The organism is Rossellomorea aquimaris (assembly GCF_008180865.1).
GTDB lineage: Bacteria > Bacillota > Bacilli > Bacillales > Bacillaceae_B > Rossellomorea > Rossellomorea yichunensis.
On sequence record NZ_VTEX01000002.1, the window covers coordinates 706258 to 722048 of the forward strand.

The following is a 15791-nucleotide window of genomic DNA, read 5'->3' on the forward strand; positions in this document are numbered from 1 at the left end:
AATGATGACAAATCTTCTGTTTGGGCAGTAGTTTCATATAAATAGACTCCATTCAAAGGCATAATCCCTTTTTTCCATTGATACGTTATATAAATACATCATAATTGATTAGGAGAATGTCCGATGAAGAAAATCATTTTGTTTGCGGACCCAGGCATTGATGATTCCATTGCCATCATGTACGCCTTATTGAACCCCGACATCAAGGTACTCGCTATCGTGTCCAGCTATGGGAACACAACAAAAGAGCAGGCAACGGATAATATTGCCTACTTGCTCAAGCTCGCCGGACGAGAGGATGTCCCGATCATCGGCGGAACCAATAGTCCATCATCAGGGGAAATCCCAACTTACTACCCTGAGATTCACGGGCAGGAAGGGCTCGGACCCATCAGACCTCCTGAGAGCATATCTGGTGAACTGACCAATTTCTCAGAACTCTTCAAAATCATCAAGGAACAGGACGATATCACCATAGTTGACGTGGGGAGAAACACATCCCTTGCCACCCTTCACTTATTAGGTGAAAAGATCGTCGAGGAAATCAAGGAATTTTACATTATGGGCGGCGCCTTTTTGGTTCCTGGAAACGTTACCCCCTCTGCAGAAGCGAACTTCTATGGAGATCCCATTGCGTCACAGGTGGTGGTCAGGGATCTGAACAACCTTTTCGTCGTTCCCTTGAATGTCTCGAACAAAGCCATCATCACCATGGACCAAATCCGTTATATCCAGCAGATGTCAGATAACCCATTGATTGAAATCATGGATGAAGTCATGGAGTACTATATTGATGCTTATAAGAAGCTCGTTCCTGGAATAAACGGTGCACCCATGCATGATGTCGTGACCCTATCGCTGATGGCGAACCCGGAAATGGGCAAGTCCATCAGAAGAGAGATCAACATCTTGACCACGGGAACAGGAATGGGAACGTCCATCGCAGATTTCAGGCCCACTTCCAAGCCGGCTGAAAAAAACATCAACATCTACCTTGAATTGGACTATCCAATGTTTGTCGAAGATTTTATCAATGTCATGGGAAAGGCAGACGGGAGACCCTGAAAGATCAATGAGCTTTCTTTTCAAAGTAAACAAAGACATTCGTGATCCACTTCGCAATCAGACCGACAACTACGTATCCAATGAATAAGGTGAAATAATTCGTCCCCCTACTCATCTCAAACAAACCTATCGCAACAAGCAATGGCTTGAAAGCAAATGCAAAGACTGCACTGAGCAGAAACATGAACAGGTAGTAATTTTTATGACGATTTAATGTAAATTGATACATGAGCATATAGGAAACCGGGACTACGGACACATCCAATGAAACCGAGCTCGCTAGCAACGGGAAAATTTTATATGGATAAAACCACTTCACCATGTTGGCTCCTATGGCATCTACGTATGTAAAGAAAACATGAACATTATAACCATAGAACCCTAAAAGAAGGGCTTTTCGCTTATCCAACATTAAAAATAGCACAATCAGTGGGAGAATAAACAATGCAGCCAACACCCAAAATGGCCAGGTGGCAAAATCCGAATATTGCTGCCAGTAGCTGGTCCACATGTCAGTTTGATTCTCCTGGATCTCTTTTAAACGGCCAAGCATGGTCTGCTGGGATTCAGTCATGGTACTCGCTCCTTTAAACGTATATGCTATAGTATGAGCATGAAAATGACCGATTATGTCTTCCCGTATAAAAAGCGGGTCATCCTTAGGACGACCCGCTTTTCTTGTTAACCACCGATGCTTCCTGCTCGGCTCACTTAAGTTTGTCACTCACTGCAGCAAATGAACTCAACCACAAAAAATCATCGTAGTTCAACCCTCAAATGATCGAATACAATTCTTCCACACTCGTCACAACATAATCAGCATAAGGATTCTCTTCCATCTTATCCGTAAAAAAGCAGGAGCTGATCCCGGCATTCTTCCCCGCTTCCAAATCCAAATCCCGATCCCCGATCATGATCGCTTCAGAAAGATCGATATGATGGGTTCGAATCAAATGCTGGATGGCATCCGGACTCGGCTTTCGCTCAAACCCGTGTTGAGAGGTGATGAAGTCGGAAAAATAGCCCGTCAGCCCGTAATTCTCCAGCATCTTGATCGAAGACTCTCCTCTGTGAGTATACAAATAATTCTTTCTGCCCGTTTCATGAATATGCTTACAAAGCTCCACGATTCCTTCAAAGGGCTTGGACAAATCGAATTCCACTTCTTTTCTGCGGGAGTCGTAGGCTGTGACGAACTCTTTCCCAATCCCATACTTTTTTTCATAGTGTTTCAGAGCAGACGTGATCGATACCTTCATCTGTTTCGTAATTTCCTCTAACGGCTCTTCGAATCCATGACTATCAAGCGTTTCCTTGAAGCTCCCCGCCATCACGGGATATGTATCAAAAAGTGTGCCATCGAAGTCCCAAATGATATGTTTGTACATGATCATTCCCCCTTTTATAAAACTATCCTTATTTTACCACAAGAAAATCACTCGCCATTACAATGTAAAAAAGAGTTCATATAAAAAGGAAAATTATGCTAAAATATTTTCAAGGATAACAAAAGGGGGGCTTGATGATCCGTTCACAGCAATTGATTTTCCTTATTAGTTCGGCCGCCCTGTTTTTCTCAGGCATCACCCTTCTTTCATATAGAGTATTCGATTGGGGATTGCTTCCTCTACTGGGCCTATTCATTCTCTATCTCTCTCCTAAAAAGAACCGGTCCGTCATTTCCCTATTCCTCTTCTTCCTGCTCGGGTTACTGTTGTTTCAACTTGTAACCGGCTGGATCAACGAGTGGGATGTTTCAAAAGAAACGAAAATCCTGTTGAACAGAAGTTTTCTTCTATTTATTCTGTTGGCATTAGCACTTTCACACTTGATATCAAAAGAAAAGATCCGTTTCTTCACTGTGTTCCCGAATTGGAGAAGGCGTATCTCCATGCCCTCCCATACCATATCATTGCCCTCATTCTTACTGATTGGGCTGGCGGGATCAAGCACCATCTTCATCCCACTCATATGGTCACCCGAAGTCAGTGAGGTGAAAACATTATTCCTATTCGCTATAGGATTTACCATCCTTAACGCTACACTGGAAGAGCTTATCTGGAGAGGCGTCATGCTATCATCGTTGAAACGAAACGTATCCGTCCTATATGCCGTCACGGTCACAAGCCTCGGGTTCGGTTTGTTACATTTATCCATCGGAATCCCGCTGCTACTCAGCCTCCTCTTTTCTTTCGGAGGACTATTCTATGCCATCGTGGTGTTAAAGACCGATAGCATCTACCCTTCGATCGTTTTTCATATGGTGATGAATGTGGGGATGGTGTTGAATGGGTGGATAAATTAGTGGAATTAATCCACACTGTACCTGGCTTGAAGGTTCAAAGAATAGAATTGGAGTAAAATATACAAGGTGTAAGTATGGAGATCCCATTCATGATTCTGGGGGCACTAGTCAGTTTACTAAATTTCTATCTGGTTATCGAAAGAGCCGTTCGGGACGGCATCAACAATTCCTCGAAGATAAGCATGGAACCAAAGAACCACAGGGGACGAGGATTTATTCGATGAAAAGTAATAGATGAATATTAATCTACCTCCAATAAAAAAATATGGAACAAAAGGAGCGCATCCAATGAAATACCTTAAATCCTTCTTAGCCTTCGAATGGATCACGATCATCGGGGCTTCGACGGTCCTCTATGCACGTTGGGACTTCCCTCTATCTGTTTGTATCGGCTTAGTGGTACTCGGGGTAATCCTTACGTTTTACTTTACGAAAAAATATGAAAAAAAAGAGGAAAAGAAGACGCTGGACAATGTATGATCCATATCAATCATTTCAATAGGAGTCTTGTATGCAGAATAAATTATACCCTTTTATGCAAAATCATTTCGACGGTCTAGTGCTTCGGCCATCCCTATTTTATTCATCTAAATATGGTCTGCGCTTTGAAATATCCATTCCTGGCGTGAATCATTTGAACAAGAGGAACCTGAAGCAAATAAAGGATCGAACCACTCGTCTATTCGACCAGGTATTCAAGGATTCAGATGATATCCTTCTTATTACGGATGTTCATACCATGAAGGATGACCGTTTTCTTGAGAATAGACCCACAAAAGTGTATCAGAAATATGTCAGGCGTAAAGACACTAGGTACAAGCTTTTTTATGAGCTCTTCCATATTAAAGAAGAAGATGAAAACATGGTCACACATCGGTTCATCCTGCCTTGTCAAAAGCATGATATCCGATATCAACCACTCCTAATGGCGATTTCCTGCGAGGACTTCCCCCATCCGACTCAACTTTTAAAAGGTTCCCAACACGCGGGTATAGATATTTACTTCGTGAATGTCACACGAAAGATGATTTTTCATCTATATGATGACCGTGGTTGCGACATCATTGCGTCTGATAAAGAGGACCTGCGTTCCCTATACAGAGAATGTAATAATTGGATATTAGATTATGACCGGGTACAGATTGATGACATGATGAATAACCAATAAAAAAAAGCGCTTGGTCTGAAAAGGGAACTCATCAGACCCAGGCGCCTATTATTTTGGAGCAAAGGGATGATTCTCTTCCAAAGGATCTCCCTACAACTTCCCATCAACCTCAGACGTATCCACATCTTCCCCGAACCAGTCACTCAACTTCGCCTTGGCCTTCGCTTTCACCTCATCATCGATATACATGGCCACCTGCAATAACGCAAGACCCAAGGCACCTAAGTCGTCTGTAAAACCAACTCCTACGGCCATATCGGGAATAAAATCCGTCGGAAGGATGAAATACCCGAGTGCCCCGATGATGATCATCTTCGACTTCTTCGGAACATCCGGCTTTTGCAGGACAAAATAAAGGAGCAGCGCCGTATACACGACGGAATGTCCCGCCTTCAATCCGTACCTTTTCAACTTATCCCAAAACTTTTCCTCTGAATAATGCTTTTCGGTGTTATCCATTTTACTTCCACCTCCAACCATCTCTTGTTCTTTATATTGTAGAAGGTTTGGTGGAAATAGACAAATGTTTGGAAAGGTGAGTTTTAAACCTTAGGCATCGAAGTACGTTATAATCCAAGTACATAAACTTATATAGGAAGTGATCCACATGCTTAACGCTGTCATCTTATTCGTCCTTGCCGGGATCGCAGAAATCGGCGGAGGCTACCTCATCTGGCTATGGCTACGGGAAGGGAAGCCAATCTCTTGGGGACTTGCAGGCGGAATCGCCCTTGCCCTGTACGGAGTCATCGCTACCTTTCAGTCCTTCCCTTCATTCGGCCGGGTCTACGCTGCTTATGGCGGGGTGTTCATTGTGCTGTCCGTCCTATGGGGATGGGGAATTGATAAGAAGACTCCAGATGTGTATGACTGGGTTGGTGCCGGGATTTGTTTGGTTGGGGTTGGTGTGATGCTGCTTGGTCCAAGGCAGTAGACAAACACGTTTCCGGGAAGTAATAAAAATGCATGTAGAAGGTCCTTCCCTTCCGCGCCTCCTCTTCCTAATAATATATTTAAGAATATGAGGGGTTAACATGTTTCAACTTGAACAAAACTCCAGTACACTCGTCATAGTACTTCACGAAATTTACGGAATCAACCAGCATATACAAAGCTTTTGCAAATTCATCTCAGAACTGGGAAATGACGTCATCTGCCCGGATCTATTAGAAAAAGGATATTCTTTTGATTATTCTCAAGAAGAAATGGCTTTCCAACATTTCATAGAGCACATAGGCTTTGAACAGTCGTCAGAAAAAATAAAGGCCATTCTCTCAACCTATCGACGGGAATACAAACGAGTCGTGATCATAGGGTTCAGTGTGGGGGCAACGGTTGCCTGGTTATGCAGTGAATATGAAAAGGTTGATGGTGTCATCGGCTTCTACGGTTCACGCATTAGAAACTATTTGGAGGTCACACCGATGTGTCCAACCATGTTGTTTTTCCCAGAAGAAGAACCCTCCTTTCAGGTGGACGAAGTCATTGCGGCATTAGGACGAAAGCACATCGACATTCAGAAATATAGCGGTAAACATGGATTCAGTGACCCCTATTCGTCAAACTTTCATAAAGAATCCGCACAAAAGACAAAGGATAGAATCATAGATTTTTTGGATGTTTGGAAGGGTTAATTTGGTCTATTACTCTTTTTTTCTGACAAAAACATCATACAAGTTCTAAATGATCGACAGCCCATTTCTGGTTTTAGATCTATTATTCAGGTCACGGAAACAATCCCAACGCGCTCCCGTCACACGCGCGTTGTTGTTGTTCTCTACTATCTCTTCTTTCTCTAAAAATCTTCTTTTTGTTTTCGCATCTGTTCTGTACCGTAATCATGACTGATTCATATCGTTTCAGGTATGGGGAATGGAGGGCCGCCACTTTAGGTGTATACCCTTGCCTTTAGTAATTGAATTTGTACCTTTTCACCATTTTGCGTTCCCCCCTTCCACTCCGTCACCCATTCACCCTCAACCTTTATATAGAGATTTGAATCAAAACTGGATACTTTGTGATGAAAGTATTTATCCATTTGTTCTTTGCACATGATTCACTTTCATTATCAGAAAATTAACTTTATTTTTCTTCATCCCCATCATACAATGAATATATCGAAACTAAAGGAGGCTGTTTTCATGAGAAACATTGCTATGGTAACCGTACAATCATATAAGGGTGGAACACCTTTTTAACGTTGACGGTCTTCCCCCTTATATGTGTTTTGTGAACTAACACATAAAGGGGTATATTATGTCATTTCCAGTGAAAAAATTTCTTTCGTATTACAAACCGTATCGTTCGATTTTTCTTATTGTATTGTTCTGTGCGTTGATTACGTCTTCCCTGACTCTCGTTTTTCCGTTGCTTGTTCGTTATGTGACGAAGGATGTTTTGGCCGGTAGTCTTTCCACGGTTTTTACCGATGTCCTTTGGGTCGGCGTTTTGATGATTCTTCTTGTGATCGCCCAAAATATCGGCAATTATATTGTGGACTACAAGGGGCATGAGATCGGGGCACGAATGGAGACCGATATGAGAGGCGAATTATTCGCTCATCTGCAGAAGCTTTCTTTCAGCTTTTATGATAAAGAGAAGACGGGCCGGTTGATGAGCCGGGTGACCAATGATCTCTTAATGGTATCGGAGCTTTATCATCACGGTCCTGAAGATTATGTGAAATACCTCGTTCGTTTTATTGGAGCGTTTGTGATTCTGTTCTGGATCAATGCTCCTCTTACCCTTACCGTCTTCTGTTTCTTTCCGGTCCTCGGTTTCTTTTCGCTTTATTTCAATAAGAGGCTGAACCGGGCGTTGACGGATAACAAAGAACGGATTGGCGATATCAATGCCCAGGTGGAGGATTCCTTATCCGGTATTCGCGTGGTTCAGTCGTTTGCCAATGAATTTCTTGAAATCAGTAAATTCAACCGGGAGAACCAACGATTCCTGGAGAGCCGGAAGGGAACCTATCGTGCAGAAGCTTACTTCTATAACGGGACGGAAGCATTCATTCAACTGATTACGATCACCATCGTCATCTTCGGATCCATTCAGATTGTGAATGCGTCCCTGGACCTGCCTGATTTGATCACCTTTCTGCTGTATATAGGCTTTATGATCGAACCGATCCAGAGGCTCACTCATATGAGTACGCAATTCCAGGAGGGGATCACAGGTTTTCAGCGGTTCATGGAAATCATGAACACAAAACCGGTCATCGAGAATGAGCCTGAAGCAAAGTCTCTCTCTAACGTGAAGGGACACATTTCATTGAAACACATATCATTTCATTACGACTCGTCCTTAGAACCGGTATTCAAAGATCTTTCTCTGGAGATTCTTCCAGGTGAATACGCAGCTATCGTTGGACCATCCGGAGCCGGAAAGACGACACTTACCTCCCTCATCCCGCGCTTTTATGACGTCACGGCTGGCGGGATTTATGTAGATGGTGAAAATGTGAAAGGCATGGACTTGAAGTTCCTTAGAAGCAACATCGGGATCGTGCAGCAGGATGTGTACCTTTTTTCAGGAACCGTCATGGATAATATCCGCTACGGGCATCCGGAAGCGACAGACGAAGAAGTGATGATGGCTGCCCGGCAGGCGAACGCCCACGAATTCATAACACGTTTGCCACAAGGGTATCATTCCGAGATCGGACAGCGTGGCGTGCGATTATCCGGAGGACAGAAACAGCGGGTCAGTATCGCCCGTGTCTTCTTGAAGAACCCGCCCATCCTCATTCTCGATGAAGCAACGAGTGCCCTGGATAACGAAAGCGAAAGCATCGTCAAGGAATCCCTGGAGTCACTGGCAAAGGGAAGAACGACGCTCGTGATCGCCCATCGTTTATCGACCATCCGAAACGCTGAAAGAATTGTGGTTTTGTCAGATGGAAAGATTGTTGAGGAAGGGACCCATGAAGCATTACTAAAACAAGAAGGTCCATATTCCAGACTGTATTCGAAGCAGTTTGAGTTTCAAGTTTAAAGAAGGCTCTCCTACCGGAATGGTGGGAGATCCTTTCAGATTCACTTATTTCACTTCCACCGAAAAGAAATCAGAAAAGGGTTACCCATTCAACCTCTCCCTCTTCATAAGCATCCCCATCGGAAGATACGTCACGAAAAACACCACAAGTGCCACAATTTCCAGAGTGATATAATACATGACACCCGAACCGAAAAAGGAAAGGATCGTTTTAGATTCCGTCGGATTGGCTAAGTAGAAGAAATTCGTGTCGAGAAGAAGGTTAAGAAAGAAGATCGGCAGGGCAAGAAGATTGACCATCAGGAAGCCGGTCCATACAGCTTTTCTTGGCACCCGGTATCCCTCATACACGATGAAATATAGGACGGACCACGCAATGGCTCCATGGTGAAGGAAGTATTTAAGAAAGCGAAAGTGAGGAAATTGATATGCCATTTCAGGTGTTACCATGCTTAAGATCGGAGGAAGAAAACCAATAAAGAACAGCAGATAGAATGCCTTCTGATTCGGCTTCAGGAATAAATAAATCGCGATAAAAGTACTGACTGAACATAGCTGCAGAGGCAGATCCCCCACCTCCCAAGTCCCTGTTGCGACGAGCCAGATGTGCCACGACACTTCTGACAGGACCAACATCCAGAATAACGTCCCCTTCATGTATGCCTGATACCTCTTCAGGAAGCGTTTAAAGTAAACAAGCATAAACGATAAAGCCACAAACAATAAAAGCACAGCAATATGTGGAACAGAAAATAACTCGAACGTACGCATCTCTGTCACCGAAAACATCATGCCACCCCTATTCCTTTTGAAAGTGGTTATCATGAATAGTCTATTCGGCTTATAGGTTGATTAAGAATGCCGTTTACAAATTGAAAAAGCCCCCTTTTAAAGGGGGACCCCCATCCTACATCGTAAACGGCGGAATGTAACGTCCATCCACATCCGTGAATCCGTACTCCTTCGCCAGGTCTCCGGCTTTCAACACGTGACCCGTCTTCTCCATCACCCCTGGATCCATCGCGAGCGCCGTGATGGCACGTCCAACATAATAAGGGGTCTCCGATTTCCTTAAGTCTTCAGATTCTTGCCAATGTTCTTCGTCAACTCCCATATGGTCGAGTACAAGCTCTGTCCTCATGAATCCTGGCGAAACGGCAAGGACCGCAATATGATCTGCTTTTAGTTCTTCTGAAAGTCCATACGCCATTCGCACCAGTGCATTCTTCGCCAGATCATAATAGAACTGCCCCGTGTATTTGCCATCATCCCAGAAAGTCGTGTGAATGATGAGAGCTTCTTTATTCTCACGGAGCAACGGGATGGCAAAGTGATTCGTAGCCAGTTGAGCCCGTACACCGGCCGTGAACATCGTATCCCAATTGGCGAGGGGCAGTTCCCAGAACGATCCCGGATTCACTCCGATGTCATGGGCTCCCCACACATTATTGATCAGAATATCCAACTTGCCTTGTTCTTCACGGATTTGCTTGATGACCGCTTCTGTTTCTGAATCGATCGTATGATCACAACGGACTGCAATACCCTCCCCACCAGCTTCTTCTATTTGTGAAGCCGTGTCGTCGATCGTTCCAGGAAAGTTTTGCGTGGAATTTTCTTTTGTGCTGCGTCCCGTGACATATACCGTCGCTCCGGCTTTTCCCAATTCAACGGCAATCGCGCGTCCTGCCCCCCTGCTTCCTCCCGTTACAAGTGCAACCTTACCAGTCAGTGATTTCATATAACCCATTCCTTTCATCTACAAGATACGTTCATTATACGATCCTATTCTTGACACCAACTGTCATATTTAATTAAATAAAACTAATCCATTCAGAAAAAAGGTGAAAAAATGAGAGGCGACCGACTGGTGTCCATTCTTTTATTATTACAAACACACGGCCAAATGACCGCAAAAGAACTGTCAGAGAGATTGGAAGTTTCCGAGCGGACGATTTACAGGGACATGGACGCACTGAGCGGAACAGGGATCCCCGTGGTGGCAGAGCGCGGGAAAAACGGGGGATGGTCCTTACTCGAAGACTATCAGACGGATCTGACCGGGTTGAAGGAAACGGAAATCCGTGCTCTGTTCGTTTCACCTTCAGTTCATCTCCTCGAGGACCTCGGTCTGACACGCACTACCGAAGAAGCAAGGAATAAACTCATCGCCTCCCTCCCAGCCACTTACCGTGAGAACGCGAAGGATGTTTGGAACCGGATCCATCTCGACACAAGCTCCTGGCGAAAGCAGAAAGACAAGACTGCCTCACTTGAAATCATCAAAGAGGCGATATTTCAGGAAATCAAATTATCAATCACTTACGAACGTGCCGATGGGGAAACGGATGACCGCTTAGTTGAACCACTCGGGCTCGTAGCGAAAGGTGACCTCTGGTATCTCGTTGGAACTAAACAAAACGGTGATATCCGAAATTACAGAGTGTCCCGCATCCACTCAGCCGACCTTATGGACGAAACGTTTGAGAGACCTAAGGGATTCGACCTTGCTCAGTACTGGTCCTCCTCTGCCCGATCCTTCATTCAGAAACTTCCCTCTTATGAAGTGAATGTCGAGGTCTCGCCAAAGGTTTTATCTAGACTCACATTTACCGGTCGATTTGCCCGGGTCCTTGAAGTCGGAGAACGAAATGGGCCATCCTGGATACCCGTGACCCTTTCGTTTGATACAGAAGAAGAAGCAAAGGGATATCTTTTGGGGTTTGCCGACCAGGTTAAGGTAATAAACCCCAAAAGCCTGAAGGAAAAGATCCTTGAGATGGCTGAGGCTGCCGTTTCATTTTATCAAGGAATGGAATAATCCTCAGATACGTTATAGAAAATCGAATACAGAATTCCCATGATTAACACCATTTCACTTGCCGACCCTGGTATTGATGACTCCATTGCCTTCATGTATTTACTGACCTTAGAACCCGGAAGAAAAAGTATCCCGTTGAAAAAAGAAGGGTTGGGCATCTCTACTTCCACCCTTCCCTTCCTTTTTCATCTCTTCTCTCCAATAGAGATTAACTCATCAAGGAACACGTCCAGATCTCCCACTAACACTCCCCCATGTCCTGTGCACATCACGTCCGGATCATATTCCTTCATAGTTCTTAATCCAGTCAGAAATTGCGGTAAGTCCCCTTTTGAAACCCCACCACATTGAAGGTATTCAATCCAGGCTTGTCTAAGGTCGTCCCCTTTTGAAACAAGCCCTCCTTCCGACAAAGGGTCCCCAAAGAAACAGAGGAAATCACCCGTGAATATTGTTCTGGTTGTCCGATGAAAGAAAATAACAGAACCCGGAGAATGATAGCCGACTTTGGTATATTCAAAATTCCCTATCGTTCCCCTATCAAAGAGCTCCCTGCTGATGGAAGACGCAGCCGTGAAAGTCTCATCAGCATGAATGACTTTCATTGCCTCAGCGAATAGCGACACCCCTCCCACATGATCCTCATGACCATGGGTAACGAGCATCCGCTTTACATCGTTAGCCGTATTCCCGATTTTGTTTAAGGCGTGCTGGAGAAACACCGAGTGACCCTCTTTACATGAATCGACCACTGTCAATCCAGCATCCTCCTGAATAAAGTATGCATTCGTATATGTATTCCATTCAACATCCCAAACCGCAAACACAAATATTTGATTGTTCACCTGTTCTAATAGATAATCCACTTTCACTCCCCCCTCCAGACTTCCACGTTAAACAATTCATCAATTAGGTAGAATCCTCCTTTTATGGGATTACTCGGTATATAAAACCTTGTATGAAAACCATGAGTAAGAAAGCGGCTACTCCAAAAAACAGATAACTTCGATACGATTTCCGATCTTTCTGAAGATCTTCTGCTCCCATGATTACCATGAGGACCGCCAACCCAGCCATGGTAAAAGGAAGTAAATCATTATTATTTGAAATCAATCCATAGAGTGATAGTGCCAGAACGATGATGCTTAACGTTTTTCTTGATTTTTTCAGCACAGTTGATCCCTCTTTTCCTCTTTTGTAAACAATGTCTTCGAGATAAGGGATAAGATAGATGAATCCATTTCAATGCATACTCCCCAATTATCTTTATAAAATTGCTTAGACTCCTAGAATTCATCCTTATTTTACCACATCAGATGAACTCAACCATAAATAAAACGCCCTTTCTCAAGGACGTCTGTTTTCTCACCTATTCAATCTCTTTCACAACCTCTGCCATCTTCTCCGGTCTTCCATCTGGCAGATTCCGATAGATATCCCGCGCCATGTCAATTCCTGTATTTCCATCATTTAGCCCGGTCATGACCAGTACGGATGATTCAATCGCCATCCAATCACACATGTTGCCTGACCCACGGCGGGTCAGGCAACATCGTTTTTATCAATCTATAATGATCCTACTTCGCATCCTTATCAGGCTGATGAATCCCGAATACATTACCTTCCGTATCTATGTAGTAACCTTGCCAAGCCATACCAGGCAGGGCGTACTTAGGTAAGGCAACCTTGCCCCCATGTTCAAGGATCAGTTTCTCCGTTTTATCATAATTTTCCACACCCATCGTACACGAATAGCCGTTCATCGGTTGATTCGGTTCTGGTGGAGGACTTTGACGCTGCATCAACGCACCATTGATCCCCATCTCATTTTCATCCCCTGTAACCGCACCAAAGTAAGGCATTCCGGCGAATTCACTCCAGTCTTCGAACTTCCAGCCGAATACTTCTCCATAGAACGTCTTTGCTCTCTCCATTTCATCCACGTGCACTTCGAAATGTACCATTCTTCCCATTGTTCATACCTCCCTAGATTCTATCATTCACTATAATCATTTCGTTATCACAGGGAGAAACCCTTCTTTTTTTCAAAATATCCCATCAAACTCAAGATGGAATCTTCTCTTAATCTATTCATCCAATTATACCTTTCTTCTCCCAATACAGTATCCGCTCATCCGTGACGTCAAGCCAGTCCCGCAGAACCTCTTTGGTCTGTTCCCCTTTTTCCGGAGGGGGTGTGGCAGCCCCTCGATTCAAATCCCCGTACATGTCCACTTGCCCGTCCCTTGTAACAAATCCCTTTTCTTTATAAAAAGGGTATTCAACAAGTTCTCCCGCATCCAAAACCGGGGTAAGACAGCAGTCCACTTCCTGGCCAAACCCGGACCACTCCGATCGTGTTTTGTTCCTAAACAAATCGACCAGTTCACAGTATACGGGATTTTCCGTATCCGGCTTCGAGTAGTGTGCTGACAGCCAGTCCTCCCTGCCAAGAGCCTGACAAAAGTTCCGCCAAAATTTCGGCTCCAGGGCGGCGAGGCTGACAAATCCCTTATCCTTCGTTTCATACAGCCCGTATGAAATCACGGTACCGTTTAATACCTGAACACCATGTGGGTATCCTGTTTCCTTTTCAATCAGGACATGATTGGTCATCAAGGAAGCCATGCTCTCCGCAAGGGAAACGCAGTGATAGCTTCCTTCTCCTGATATCCCCCTCGCCACAAGTCCGGCCAGGATCCTTTCGCTTGCGGTTAATCCGCCGATATAGTCGGCAAACGTATGGCTCGGATGAACCGGTCTTCCGCTCTTGTCCTTCAGCTGTGCAAGGGCCCCGCTCACACTCATATAATTCAAATCATGACTTCCGAGCTGAGACATCTTCCCACTGTTCCCATAGCCAGTGATGGAGCAGTAGACTATGGCAGGATTGATGCTCCTGACCTCTTTGTAACCAAGACCAAGCTTTTCCATTACACCGGACCGGAAGCTTTCAATGAGCACATCAGCCTTTTCGATCAGGTCAAGGGCAATCTTTCTCCCTTCTTCCTGTTTTAGATTCAAGACGATACTTTTTTTGCCACGGTTATGAGCGTTGAACACCAAGCCGTTTCCATTATGTCTTGCCGGATCTCCTTCCGGGGATTCTACCTTGATCACTTCCGCTCCAAGTTCCGCAAGCCGCAGGGTGGTAAAAGGTCCAGGTATATAGTTGGTAAAGTCGATTACTTGAATGCCCTTCAGCATGGTCGGATATCACACCTCCTTGTTTGAACCTGCTCATTCGTGCCCGGAACAGGATTTCATTCTTAACCGAGCCGCTCAATGATGGTGGCATTCGCCATTCCATGGCCTTCGCACATGGTCTGTAATCCATAACGGCCTCCCGTTCTTTCAAGCTCATGCATCATGGTAAGCATCAAGCGTGCCCCACTTGCACCGAGTGGGTGACCGAGGGCGATCGCTCCGCCATTCGGGTTTAGTTTCTCAGGATCCGCTCCTGTTTCCTTGAGCCAGGCCAGTGGGACAGAGGCAAAGGCTTCGTTGACCTCAAATACATCAATATCTTCAAGCGTCAATCCTGACTTTTTCAGTATTTTTTCGGTTGCCGGGATCGGTCCTGTCAGCATCAAGGTAGGATCAGAGCCGACAACCACTCGTGTATGAACCTTGAAGCGTGGGGTCAAGCCCAGTTCCTCTGCCTTTTCCCGGCTCATCAATAGAAGGACGGCTGCCCCGTCACTGATTTGGCTCGCGTTTCCTGCATGGATGACACCGTCTTCCTTGAAGACCGTCTTCAATCCGGCAAGAACGTCTGGAGTCGTCCCTTCCCTTGGACCCGAGTCCTCGTTCACAGTGGTGGTTTCCCCATTTTCATCAGTGACTTGAAGTGGCATGATCTCCTTTTTGAAATGTCCTTCAGCCTGTGCCTTCAACGCCCGGCGATGGCTTTCGGCCGAGAATTCGTCGAGTTCCTTTCGGGTAAATCCATATTTCTCCGCAATCCGTTCGGCTGATAATCCTTGATGGATGATTTCGTAGCGTCCTTTTAGCTTCGGGCTAAACGGGACGGCATCCCCATAATTGGATCCCATCGGTACTCTGGACATATTCTCCACGCCGCCTGCGATCACGACATCCATGTCCCCTGCTAAAATCGCCTGTGCGGCAAAATGGACAGCCTGCTGGCTCGAGCCGCACTGGCGGTCAATGGTGGTCCCGGGTACTTCTATCGGAAAGCCCGCTATCAAAGCAGATACACGGGCAATATCCCCTGCCTGTTCCCCTGATTGAGACACGCAGCCAAGAATCACATCTTCCACGAGTCCAGGATCAATCCCGGCCCGTTTGACCACCTCTTCAAGGACCTGTGCCGCCAGATCATCGGGGCGGATATCCTTTAATAACCCCTTCCTTCTTCCTACAGGTGTCCTCACACCTTCAACAATGACCACTTCACGCATGTTTCATCT

Annotated in this window: 20 protein-coding genes; 8 read left to right on the plus strand and 12 right to left on the minus strand. The window is 45.1% G+C overall.

The features are described from left to right. Positions 1–123 precede the first annotated feature (123 nt). On the plus strand, positions 124–1065 hold the full coding sequence (locus FZC88_RS11110; RefSeq protein WP_148994903.1) for a nucleoside hydrolase: 942 nt from the start codon (positions 124–126) through the stop codon (positions 1063–1065). Positions 1066–1069: 4 nt separating this feature from the next. Here the strand turns inward: FZC88_RS11110 and FZC88_RS11115 are convergent, their stop codons facing one another. Both FZC88_RS11115 and FZC88_RS11120 read right to left on the minus strand, forming a co-directional pair. Next, on the minus strand, positions 1070–1639 hold the full coding sequence (locus FZC88_RS11115; protein ID WP_148994904.1) for a CBO0543 family protein: 570 nt from the start codon (positions 1637–1639) through the stop codon (positions 1070–1072). 199 nt (positions 1640–1838) lie between these two features. After that, the gene (locus tag FZC88_RS11120; protein ID WP_148994905.1) at positions 1839–2453 is read right to left on the minus strand and encodes an HAD-IA family hydrolase; all 615 of its coding nucleotides are present in this window, start codon (positions 2451–2453) and stop codon (positions 1839–1841) included. A gap of 134 nt (positions 2454–2587) precedes the next feature. On the opposite strand from FZC88_RS11120, the gene FZC88_RS11125 reads away from it, so the two are divergent. The 3 genes from FZC88_RS11125 to FZC88_RS11135 all read left to right on the plus strand — a co-directional run bounded on the left by FZC88_RS11125 (position 2588) and on the right by FZC88_RS11135 (position 4538). Further along, a complete protein-coding gene (locus tag FZC88_RS11125; RefSeq protein ID WP_262371833.1) occupies positions 2588–3370 on the plus strand; it encodes a CPBP family intramembrane glutamic endopeptidase in 783 nt (260 codons plus the stop codon). Positions 3371–3658: 288 nt separating this feature from the next. Beyond that, complete coding sequence (locus tag FZC88_RS11130; protein ID WP_148994906.1) at positions 3659–3850, plus strand: hypothetical protein; 192 nt, start codon at positions 3659–3661, stop codon at positions 3848–3850. Positions 3851–3881: 31 nt separating this feature from the next. Beyond that, positions 3882–4538, plus strand: a complete 657-nt coding sequence (locus FZC88_RS11135; RefSeq protein ID WP_148994907.1) for a DUF3885 domain-containing protein — start codon at positions 3882–3884, stop codon at positions 4536–4538. A 90-nt stretch (positions 4539–4628) separates the two neighbouring features. Here FZC88_RS11135 and FZC88_RS11140 read toward each other — a convergent pair whose 3' ends face one another. Beyond that, positions 4629–4997, minus strand: coding sequence for a YkvA family protein (locus tag FZC88_RS11140; protein ID WP_148994908.1), 369 nt, complete (start codon positions 4995–4997; stop codon positions 4629–4631). Between the two features lie 148 nt (positions 4998–5145). Here FZC88_RS11140 and FZC88_RS11145 point away from each other — a divergent pair, with 148 nt between their 5' ends. The 3 genes from FZC88_RS11145 to FZC88_RS11155 all read left to right on the plus strand — a co-directional run bounded on the left by FZC88_RS11145 (position 5146) and on the right by FZC88_RS11155 (position 8537). Then, positions 5146–5472, plus strand: coding sequence for a YnfA family protein (locus FZC88_RS11145; protein WP_148994909.1), 327 nt, complete (start codon positions 5146–5148; stop codon positions 5470–5472). Between the two features lie 100 nt (positions 5473–5572). After that, entirely contained in the window at positions 5573–6172 is a 600-nt protein-coding gene (locus tag FZC88_RS11150; protein ID WP_148994910.1) for a dienelactone hydrolase family protein, read from the plus strand. 622 nt (positions 6173–6794) lie between these two features. After that, positions 6795–8537, plus strand: a complete 1743-nt coding sequence (locus FZC88_RS11155; RefSeq protein ID WP_148994911.1) for an ABC transporter ATP-binding protein — start codon at positions 6795–6797, stop codon at positions 8535–8537. A gap of 81 nt (positions 8538–8618) precedes the next feature. On the opposite strand, the gene FZC88_RS11160 is transcribed toward FZC88_RS11155, so the two are convergent. Together FZC88_RS11160 and FZC88_RS11165 are read right to left on the minus strand one after the other, a co-directional pair. Beyond that, positions 8619–9326: a YwaF family protein gene (locus FZC88_RS11160; RefSeq protein ID WP_148994912.1), complete on the minus strand. Its 708-nt coding sequence runs from the start codon at positions 9324–9326 to the stop codon at positions 8619–8621. A gap of 118 nt (positions 9327–9444) precedes the next feature. Then, the gene (locus FZC88_RS11165; RefSeq protein ID WP_148994913.1) at positions 9445–10278 is read right to left on the minus strand and encodes an SDR family NAD(P)-dependent oxidoreductase; all 834 of its coding nucleotides are present in this window, start codon (positions 10276–10278) and stop codon (positions 9445–9447) included. A gap of 111 nt (positions 10279–10389) precedes the next feature. Here FZC88_RS11165 and FZC88_RS11170 point away from each other — a divergent pair, with 111 nt between their 5' ends. Then, complete coding sequence (locus tag FZC88_RS11170; protein ID WP_148994914.1) at positions 10390–11358, plus strand: helix-turn-helix transcriptional regulator; 969 nt, start codon at positions 10390–10392, stop codon at positions 11356–11358. Here FZC88_RS11170 and FZC88_RS23995 read toward each other — a convergent pair. The 7 genes from FZC88_RS23995 to FZC88_RS11195 form a co-directional block, all read right to left on the minus strand. After that, positions 11343–11528, minus strand: a complete 186-nt coding sequence (locus tag FZC88_RS23995) for a hypothetical protein (protein WP_187443587.1) — start codon at positions 11526–11528, stop codon at positions 11343–11345. The two genes, FZC88_RS11170 and FZC88_RS23995, sit on opposite strands and share 16 nt — an antisense overlap. A 15-nt stretch (positions 11529–11543) precedes the next feature. After that, positions 11544–12224, minus strand: coding sequence for an MBL fold metallo-hydrolase (locus tag FZC88_RS24795; RefSeq protein ID WP_148994915.1), 681 nt, complete (start codon positions 12222–12224; stop codon positions 11544–11546). A 61-nt stretch (positions 12225–12285) separates the two neighbouring features. Further along, complete coding sequence (locus FZC88_RS11180; RefSeq protein WP_262371834.1) at positions 12286–12531, minus strand: hypothetical protein; 246 nt, start codon at positions 12529–12531, stop codon at positions 12286–12288. Between the two features lie 196 nt (positions 12532–12727). Beyond that, positions 12728–12880, minus strand: coding sequence for a hypothetical protein (locus FZC88_RS24000; protein ID WP_187443588.1), 153 nt, complete (start codon positions 12878–12880; stop codon positions 12728–12730). Positions 12881–12935: 55 nt separating this feature from the next. Then, positions 12936–13331 (minus strand): VOC family protein, encoded by a 396-nt coding sequence (locus tag FZC88_RS11185; RefSeq protein ID WP_148994916.1) that lies wholly within the window; start codon positions 13329–13331, stop codon positions 12936–12938. Positions 13332–13449: 118 nt separating this feature from the next. Beyond that, a complete protein-coding gene (locus tag FZC88_RS11190; protein ID WP_148994917.1) occupies positions 13450–14565 on the minus strand; it encodes a CaiB/BaiF CoA transferase family protein in 1116 nt (371 codons plus the stop codon). 62 nt (positions 14566–14627) lie between these two features. Beyond that, entirely contained in the window at positions 14628–15782 is a 1155-nt protein-coding gene (locus FZC88_RS11195) for a thiolase family protein (RefSeq protein ID WP_148994918.1), read from the minus strand. Positions 15783–15791 lie beyond the last annotated feature (9 nt).

What these genes read in the sequence shown, in the direction of transcription:
- FZC88_RS11110 (WP_148994903.1), top strand. Translation starts at nt 124, where the DNA reads ATGAAGAAAATCATTTTGTTTGCGGACCCAGGCATTGATGATTCCATT.
- FZC88_RS11115 (WP_148994904.1), bottom strand. Translation starts at nt 1,639, where the DNA reads ATGACTGAATCCCAGCAGACCATGCTTGGCCGTTTAAAAGAGATCCAG.
- FZC88_RS11120 (WP_148994905.1), bottom strand. Translation starts at nt 2,453, where the DNA reads ATGTACAAACATATCATTTGGGACTTCGATGGCACACTTTTTGATACA.
- FZC88_RS11125 (WP_262371833.1), top strand. Translation starts at nt 2,588, where the DNA reads ATGATCCGTTCACAGCAATTGATTTTCCTTATTAGTTCGGCCGCCCTG.
- FZC88_RS11130 (WP_148994906.1), top strand. Translation starts at nt 3,659, where the DNA reads ATGAAATACCTTAAATCCTTCTTAGCCTTCGAATGGATCACGATCATC.
- FZC88_RS11135 (WP_148994907.1), top strand. Translation starts at nt 3,882, where the DNA reads ATGCAGAATAAATTATACCCTTTTATGCAAAATCATTTCGACGGTCTA.
- FZC88_RS11140 (WP_148994908.1), bottom strand. Translation starts at nt 4,997, where the DNA reads ATGGATAACACCGAAAAGCATTATTCAGAGGAAAAGTTTTGGGATAAG.
- FZC88_RS11145 (WP_148994909.1), top strand. Translation starts at nt 5,146, where the DNA reads ATGCTTAACGCTGTCATCTTATTCGTCCTTGCCGGGATCGCAGAAATC.
- FZC88_RS11150 (WP_148994910.1), top strand. Translation starts at nt 5,573, where the DNA reads ATGTTTCAACTTGAACAAAACTCCAGTACACTCGTCATAGTACTTCAC.
- FZC88_RS11155 (WP_148994911.1), top strand. Translation starts at nt 6,795, where the DNA reads ATGTCATTTCCAGTGAAAAAATTTCTTTCGTATTACAAACCGTATCGT.
- FZC88_RS11160 (WP_148994912.1), bottom strand. Translation starts at nt 9,326, where the DNA reads ATGTTTTCGGTGACAGAGATGCGTACGTTCGAGTTATTTTCTGTTCCA.
- FZC88_RS11165 (WP_148994913.1), bottom strand. Translation starts at nt 10,278, where the DNA reads ATGAAATCACTGACTGGTAAGGTTGCACTTGTAACGGGAGGAAGCAGG.
- FZC88_RS11170 (WP_148994914.1), top strand. Translation starts at nt 10,390, where the DNA reads ATGAGAGGCGACCGACTGGTGTCCATTCTTTTATTATTACAAACACAC.
- FZC88_RS24000 (WP_187443588.1), bottom strand. Translation starts at nt 12,880, where the DNA reads ATGTGTGATTGGATGGCGATTGAATCATCCGTACTGGTCATGACCGGG.
- FZC88_RS11185 (WP_148994916.1), bottom strand. Translation starts at nt 13,331, where the DNA reads ATGGGAAGAATGGTACATTTCGAAGTGCACGTGGATGAAATGGAGAGA.
- FZC88_RS11190 (WP_148994917.1), bottom strand. Translation starts at nt 14,565, where the DNA reads ATGCTGAAGGGCATTCAAGTAATCGACTTTACCAACTATATACCTGGA.
- FZC88_RS11195 (WP_148994918.1), bottom strand. Translation starts at nt 15,782, where the DNA reads ATGCGTGAAGTGGTCATTGTTGAAGGTGTGAGGACACCTGTAGGAAGA.